The sequence below is a fragment of the Clostridium thailandense genome (genome assembly GCF_019207025.1).
Classification (GTDB): Bacteria; Bacillota; Clostridia; order Clostridiales; family Clostridiaceae; genus Clostridium_AM; species Clostridium_AM thailandense.
Window position 1 is genome coordinate 23,959 of the sequence record NZ_JAEEGC010000149.1, and the last position, 6,827, is coordinate 30,785.

Here is a 6,827-nt window from a genome sequence, read left to right on the forward strand (position 1 = left end):
TATAAGTGAATAACTGAGGTAGAGGTGCAAGATTTAAAAGTAGGGCTGCAGAGGTAAGCGCAATGAAGCAGCTTAAAAGGAAATTTTGCCGAAGCGTACAGTTGATGCTTTGATACTGTATAGCTGGGGTTGCATAGAATATATGCAAAACTGTCACAAGATAAATTTGTGGTGAGCTATCATTCGTTGTGGACTAATATATGTATTTGTAAATGTTGATTTAAATGCATGTTAGATGCCCTGAGTGTGTGCTCGGGGCATTTTTTACGTTTCCAATCTTAGTTAATTCACTTATCGGAATAATATAGAGCCGGTAAGGAGGAGAAATTATGCAAAATGCACAAGAAGAAAGCGTTGAAACTTCTCATGAATTAAAGAGAAGTTTACAAGCAAGACACTTAAACATGATTGCAATGGGAGGTGCCATTGGAACTGGTATATTCTTAGCTCTTGGAGCTACAATTAATCAGGCAGGTCCAGGTGGAGCTTTAGTTGCTTATGGTTGTATAGGTGTTATGGTTTATTTTTTAATGACAAGCTTAGGCGAAATGGCAACTTTTATGCCTGATTCAGGTTCTTTTGGAATTTATGCATCAAAATTTGTTGATCCAGCTTTTGGATTTGCAATGGGATGGAACTATTGGTACAATTGGGCAATTACTGTTGCAGCGGAAATGGTTGCAGGTGCGCTGCTTATGAAATATTGGTTTCCAGGTGTGCCAGCGATTACATGGAGTGTTCTATTCCTTGTATTAATAGTTGGACTTAATCTTTTATCAGCAAGAGCTTATGGTGAAGCAGAGTATTGGTTTGCAAGCATTAAGGTTATTACCGTTATTATATTTTTATTAGTAGGTGTTGCAACAATAGTTGGAATAATAGGTGGACACACAATAGGATTCAAAAACTTTACAGTTGGAGAGGCACCTTTTGTTGGCGGAGCTAAATCAATATTTATGGTATTTTTAATTGCTGGTTTTTCATTTCAAGGAACAGAGCTTGTTGGTATAGCTGCTGGAGAAAGTGAGAATCCAGAGAAAACTATACCAAAAGCAATTAATACGATATTTTGGAGAATATTAATATTCTATTTAGGAACTATATTTGTTGTAGGCGCATTAATACCTTATACAGAAGCTGGCGTTGATACAAGTCCTTTCACAATGGTGTTCCAGAAGGCAGGTATAGCAGCAGCGGCATCCTTAATGAATGCAGTTATTTTAACTTCCGTATTATCAGCAGGAAATTCAGGAATGTATGCTTCAAGTAGAATGTTGTACGCAATGGCTAAGGATGGAAAAGCACCAGCATTTCTTGGCAAGCTAAACTCAAGAGGAGTCCCAACAAATGCATTGATGATTACTACAATAGTAGCATCTCTTTGTTTCTTAACAGGACTTTATGCAGAAAAAACTGTTTACGTATGGCTTGTGGCAGCTTCAGGACTTGCAGGCTTTGTAGCTTGGCTTGGTATAGCATTATGCCATTATCGTTTCCGTAAGGCTTATGTTGCACAGGGACGTGATTTAGGAAAATTGAAATACGTTGCAAAGTTATTCCCACTAGGACCAATCATAGCATTAGTATTATGTACAGTTGTTACTTTGGGACAGGGACTTAGCTATTTTGAAGCAGATAAAATAGATTGGAATGGAGTAATTTCTTCATACATTGGATTACCACTATTTTTAGCACTATGGTTTGGATATAAGAGCAAACATAATACAAAAGTTATTAACTTAATGGATGTTGATTTTGATACAAAAACTGAAAAATAATTAAATTAAAAAGAGCCATTTTTTAGAGATGGCTCTTTTAATTTATGTTTGTTTAGTATAATCAGTGTAATCTTGTTTAAACCATTTAATTGATATACTGCTTTTTCCTGTTTCATCTTTAGAGTTTATTTGAAGTTCATTATTATCTATCTTAGTCTTATTTAATAGCAATATCGTATTTTTAGGATCATCACAGTAAAAAGTAATTCCTCTTACATTATCGATGTTAGGTACATACTTACCAAATATAGGATCGTTTATACTGGTTATATTTATATAAGTTAAATCGTCAGCAGTTACTTTGTTATACATTAAATATTTGTGAGCATTAGCATAGTTTAATAATCTTGAGGTTTTTGTAACAACTATTTTTCCGTCATTTTCATACTGTTTTAATAATCTTAAAGATTTTATATTATCATCAGAGTACAAGTCCTCAGCATCAACACCTAGATGTTGTCCAACTATGGAATATTGCTTATTTGCTACAATAGAATCTAAATTACTTTGTGAAAGTTGTTTATGAAGATACTTAGGAACCCAAGTCCAATCAATTTTTCCATTTACTAAATCGTTAGTATATCTGTAAAAGCCCCATACTTTAGCTCCATCTCTTAAAGAAATCTCATAGAGTGGATAGTCATGGCCGAAATTATTATCGTTTAAAGAATTCCATACGTATTTAATACCATTAGGAATAGTTAAATCTGTATGATAATAATATGATTTAGGGTTGTCTCCCTGTTGATAATTCATAAAACTAGAGGTACCATAGGCTCCAAAGTTCTGTCTATTTGATTTGTTGCCATGGTTTATCCATACTACAGGTTTAATATTATCTGATTTCAATGTTTGCCAAGCGTTGGAGGCTAAATCTCTCTTGAAAGAAGTACCTTTCTCGTTTTTGGTAGAAAAATCACCAAAAGAATGGAGACAATCTATCCAGCCAGATTTATAAAAATGGACTATTTCATTGGAGTTATGCTTCTCGGATTTACTTATTCCTTTGAAGTAAGTCATAATGCTATCAACTCCATTGCCATATTTGTCAACTTTGTATTTTACGTTATCAGCCATATACATCCACATGGAATCACCAACATCTAGACCTATACCTTCGCCAGCATCAGTTTTTTCTTTAGTATTTAAAAATCTATGGTAATTTCTAAACTCTTCTAAAGTGGTATCATCTATATCTGAGCATATGGCAAGCATAGCACTATATGGATAAGGAAACTTTCTTAAATCTGTGTTTTGTGAGTCATAGGTTTCAGCATTAGAGTTAAGTACGCCTTCTGGTATAGCATCTGTGGTTTGAAGTTTTTTCTTTATATGAGGCTTTTCAATATCTGTATTTGCTGTAACTTTAGCGGTAGTTTTAACACTATTAAGCTGCAAGTACTTTGATAATCCAAATCCAACAATTAAAAGAAATAGTAAAATAAATAGAGGTTTTAATTTTTTCATACTAAATACATTCCTTTATATAAATTTGTTAGAGAATACACTTTGACATTATACCATATTTTCCAACAAAGTTAAAATGATGAAAAAATCAAAAAATTAGGATAAAGGTAAAACCTACACTAGGACTGCAATAAAGTGCTTCATTACTTTCTACATTGACCTTCGCCGTATATAATGTATTTTATGCTAGTTAACTGTTCCAGACCCATAGGGCCTCTAGCGTGAAGTTTCTGTGTACTAATTCCAATTTCTCCTCCAAAACCAAATTGACCGCCATCAGTGAATCTGGTAGATGCATTTACATATACCGCTGCAGCGTCAACTTCTTGTAAAAATCTCTGGGAGTTTTTGTAATTGTTAGTTATTATAGCTTCTGAATGCTTAGTACCATATTTATATATATGATCCATTGCTTCATCTATAGAAGCTACTATTTTTACAGCTATAATTAAATCACCGTATTCAGTTTTCCAATCTTCTTCAGTCGCCTTGCTAATATTGCTTACGTATTTTTCAGTTTCGCTACAGCCTCTTATTTCTACTCCATATGTTTTTAAAGCATCTGAAACCTTTGGCAAAAATATTTCAGCAGCATTTTTGTGAACTAGCAAAGTTTCCATAGCATTACAAACTGCAGGTCTTTGGGTTTTTGCATTTATAACTATTTTTTCTGCCATATCAAAATCTGCATATTCATCTACGTAAACGTGGCAGTTTCCAACTCCAGTTTGAATTACTGGCACAGTTGAGTTTTTTACTACACTTTGTATAAGACCTGAGCCACCACGAGGTATTAGAACATCTATATACTCGTTAAGCTTCATCATAGTATTGGTAGCTTCTCTGTCAGCAGTTTCGATAAGCTGTATACTTCCCTCAGGAAGTCCTGAACTAACTGCAGCTCTGGTTATAATATCTGCAATAGTTATATTAGAGTTTAATGCTTCTTTTCCGCCCTTTAAAATTACAGCGTTGCCAGATTTTATACATAAGGCAGCAGAATCTACAGTAACATTAGGCCTAGCTTCATATATAATTCCAATTACACCAAGAGGTACTCTTACCTGGCCAATTTGAAGGTTATCTGCATTTCTCCACATCTTTGTAACTTCACCTATAGGATCTGATAATGAAGCAATACTTTTAAGGCCTTCAGCCATATCTTCTATTCTTTTAACATTTAAAGCAAGTCTATCTAAAAGAGCTTTAGACATACCATTATTTCTACCGTTTACTAGATCTTTTTCATTTTCTGATAATATAAGAGCTTTATTTGATATTAAAGCCTCGCTCATAGCGATGAGTGCTTTGTTTTTAACTTCTGTACTTATATAAGCAAGCTCACGAGAAGCCTTCTTTGCATTTTGTCCCTTTGTTATCATATAATCATAAATATTCACTTTGTACCACCTCATTTTTAAAATATAGCCATATTATTGCAATGTACTATTTCATCATAGTTCTTATATCCTAGAATACCTTCAATTTCATCCGTCTTGAGAGATTTTATTTGTTCAATTTCAGAAGAATCATAGTTAGTAATCCCCCTGCCTATTTCTACACCATCACTAGTTATAATGGATACGATTTGACCATGGTTAAAGAAGCCTTCAACAGATACTATACCAGAAGGCAAAAGGCTTTTATGCTCATTTACTAAAGCCTTGTAAGCACCATTATCTACTACCAATTTACCCTTTATATCTGTATTAAAGGTAAGCCAGTGCTTTCGTAGATGCATAGGAGATTCATCCGGTACGAAGAAGGTACCAACCCTTTCGAGATTCACAACATCATTAATTATGCCTTCATTAGCACCATTTACTATAACCATTGAAACACCAGCAGAGGTAGCAATTTTTGCAGCACTTATTTTTGTAGCCATTCCTCCAGTACCTAAAGAGGTTCCGGCACCTCCAGCACTTCTTTCAACCTCTTCTGTAATTCTCTCTACTTCATGTATAAGTTTAGCTTGAGGATTAGTTCTAGGGTCACTATCGTAAAGTCCTTCAATATCTGAAAGTAAAATTAATAAATCAGCTTCAACTAGAGAAGCTACAATAGCAGATAAAGTATCATTATCACCGAATTTTATTTCATCAACTACAATAGCATCATTTTCGTTAACTATTGTAATTACTCCTTTTTCAAATAATGAAAAGAAAGTATTTCTTGCATTTAGAAACCTAGTTCTATTAGAAACATCCTCTCTAGTTATAAGAATTTGTGCCGCTATTTTTCCGTATTCAGAAAACATTTTTTCGTACATGTGTAATAGGATTCCTTGTCCGATAGCCGCCGCCGCCTGTTTTTCTGGAATAGTTGCTGGCTTATTTTTAAGTCCTAATTTACCTATACCTGCAGCGATAGCACCAGAAGAAACTAGAACTATTTCTATTCCCTGATTATGCAAATCTGAAATTTGCCTTACAAGTTTTTCAATACGACTAAGATTTAGAAAGCCACTTGAATGTGTGAGTGTAGATGAGCCAATCTTTACAACAACTCTTTTTACATTTTTTAAATATTTACTTCTAATGTCCATATGATCTATGTTATTCTTATAGGGTTACATGGATAAAGTTTAGCTTATTTTATAAGATAAATGCGGCTACTTTAAAGTTACCTCATATAGAAATAACATAAGCCCCCTTTCTATGTATAAATATAATAAAAAAAACGAATTTTAAAAAAGTATATCACAAAAGGTAAAAAGCATTCAAGTCTAAAGAAATATATATTTATGAATATACTAAGATGAGAGCAGTGATGAGGGGATTTGGAAACAACATAATAAATTTAATTAAAAACATTGAAAGACTTGAGGATAAAGTTTAGATAGATTGTTTTTTTATTAACTTATCTTTTTGTATAATATGATCAAGAATCCAGCTAAAGATAAATGAAAGAATATCTTCAATATATTTTTGCTGATCTTCGTCTATTTTGTCTAAATTTAGGTTATCAATTTTTTTTATAAAACCATCATGTTCTTTTTTTTGAATGATATATTCTGGAGAATTAGTTTTTAACATGTAGTCTTCTTCGCATTTAAAATGATACTTAGTATATTGACGTAAATCATCAATTATTAGAATAATTTTATTATACTTATCTAAATATAGGTCATTTTTTAAAAGTTCATAAGCGTTATTACCAATCTCAAAAAGATGTTTGTGTTGAGAATCAATTAAGTCCACTCCTATCTCAAAATCATTTTTCCATTTTAGCATTTTACCTACCTCCCAATTTTATTTCGTGGTTATAATCTGTTATTGACTTTAATTATAATAACTGGATACTATAATATAAAAAATATAGTTATTATAATTACTATATTATTTATTATTTGAAAATTTTGCAACTAAAAATTTCGTATATAATTAGATTTTATGTAAGAAATGAGGTTAACAGTGAGTTAAATGTAGAGTTTTGTAGAAATGAACATATGGAAAAGGATAAGAAGTTACTAAAACCTTCTTAAGATAAATTATAGGGGATTAAATATTTATATGAACAAAATTAGACACTTAACTTATGCTCCGGGAGATATTTACATCCTTTCAGCACGATAAATACTTT

At 32.5% G+C, this 6,827-nt stretch carries 5 protein-coding genes and 1 riboswitch; of the genes, 1 reads left to right on the forward strand and 4 read right to left on the reverse strand.

Annotated elements, in window-relative coordinates; translation table 11 throughout:
* Positions 1-11: 11 nt before the first annotated feature.
* Positions 12-187: riboswitch (Lysine riboswitch) on the forward strand.
* Positions 188-329: 142 nt separating this feature from the next.
* Positions 330-1,778 (forward strand): amino acid permease, encoded by a 1,449-nt coding sequence (locus I6U48_RS24395; protein ID WP_218323088.1) that lies wholly within the window; start codon positions 330-332, stop codon positions 1,776-1,778.
* Between the two features lie 42 nt (positions 1,779-1,820).
* Here I6U48_RS24395 and I6U48_RS24400 read toward each other — a convergent pair whose 3' ends face one another.
* The 4 genes from I6U48_RS24400 to I6U48_RS24415 all read right to left on the reverse strand — a co-directional run bounded on the left by I6U48_RS24400 (position 1,821) and on the right by I6U48_RS24415 (position 6,478).
* Positions 1,821-3,245 carry a hypothetical protein gene (locus I6U48_RS24400; protein WP_246615532.1) on the reverse strand — a complete coding sequence of 475 codons (1,425 nt, stop codon included), beginning with the start codon at positions 3,243-3,245 and terminating at the stop codon, positions 1,821-1,823.
* A gap of 143 nt (positions 3,246-3,388) precedes the next feature.
* Positions 3,389-4,645, reverse strand: a complete 1,257-nt coding sequence (locus tag I6U48_RS24405; RefSeq protein ID WP_218323089.1) for a glutamate-5-semialdehyde dehydrogenase — start codon at positions 4,643-4,645, stop codon at positions 3,389-3,391.
* A 17-nt stretch (positions 4,646-4,662) separates the two neighbouring features.
* Complete coding sequence (gene proB / locus I6U48_RS24410) at positions 4,663-5,790, reverse strand: glutamate 5-kinase (RefSeq protein WP_218323090.1); 1,128 nt, start codon at positions 5,788-5,790, stop codon at positions 4,663-4,665.
* Between the two features lie 289 nt (positions 5,791-6,079).
* Complete coding sequence (locus tag I6U48_RS24415) at positions 6,080-6,478, reverse strand: bacteriohemerythrin (RefSeq protein ID WP_218323091.1); 399 nt, start codon at positions 6,476-6,478, stop codon at positions 6,080-6,082.
* Positions 6,479-6,827 lie beyond the last annotated feature (349 nt).

What these genes read in the sequence shown, in the direction of transcription:
- I6U48_RS24395 (WP_218323088.1), top strand. Translation starts at nt 330, where the DNA reads ATGCAAAATGCACAAGAAGAAAGCGTTGAAACTTCTCATGAATTAAAG.
- I6U48_RS24400 (WP_246615532.1), bottom strand. Translation starts at nt 3,245, where the DNA reads ATGAAAAAATTAAAACCTCTATTTATTTTACTATTTCTTTTAATTGTT.
- I6U48_RS24415 (WP_218323091.1), bottom strand. Translation starts at nt 6,478, where the DNA reads ATGCTAAAATGGAAAAATGATTTTGAGATAGGAGTGGACTTAATTGAT.
- proB (WP_218323090.1), bottom strand. Translation starts at nt 5,790, where the DNA reads ATGGACATTAGAAGTAAATATTTAAAAAATGTAAAAAGAGTTGTTGTA.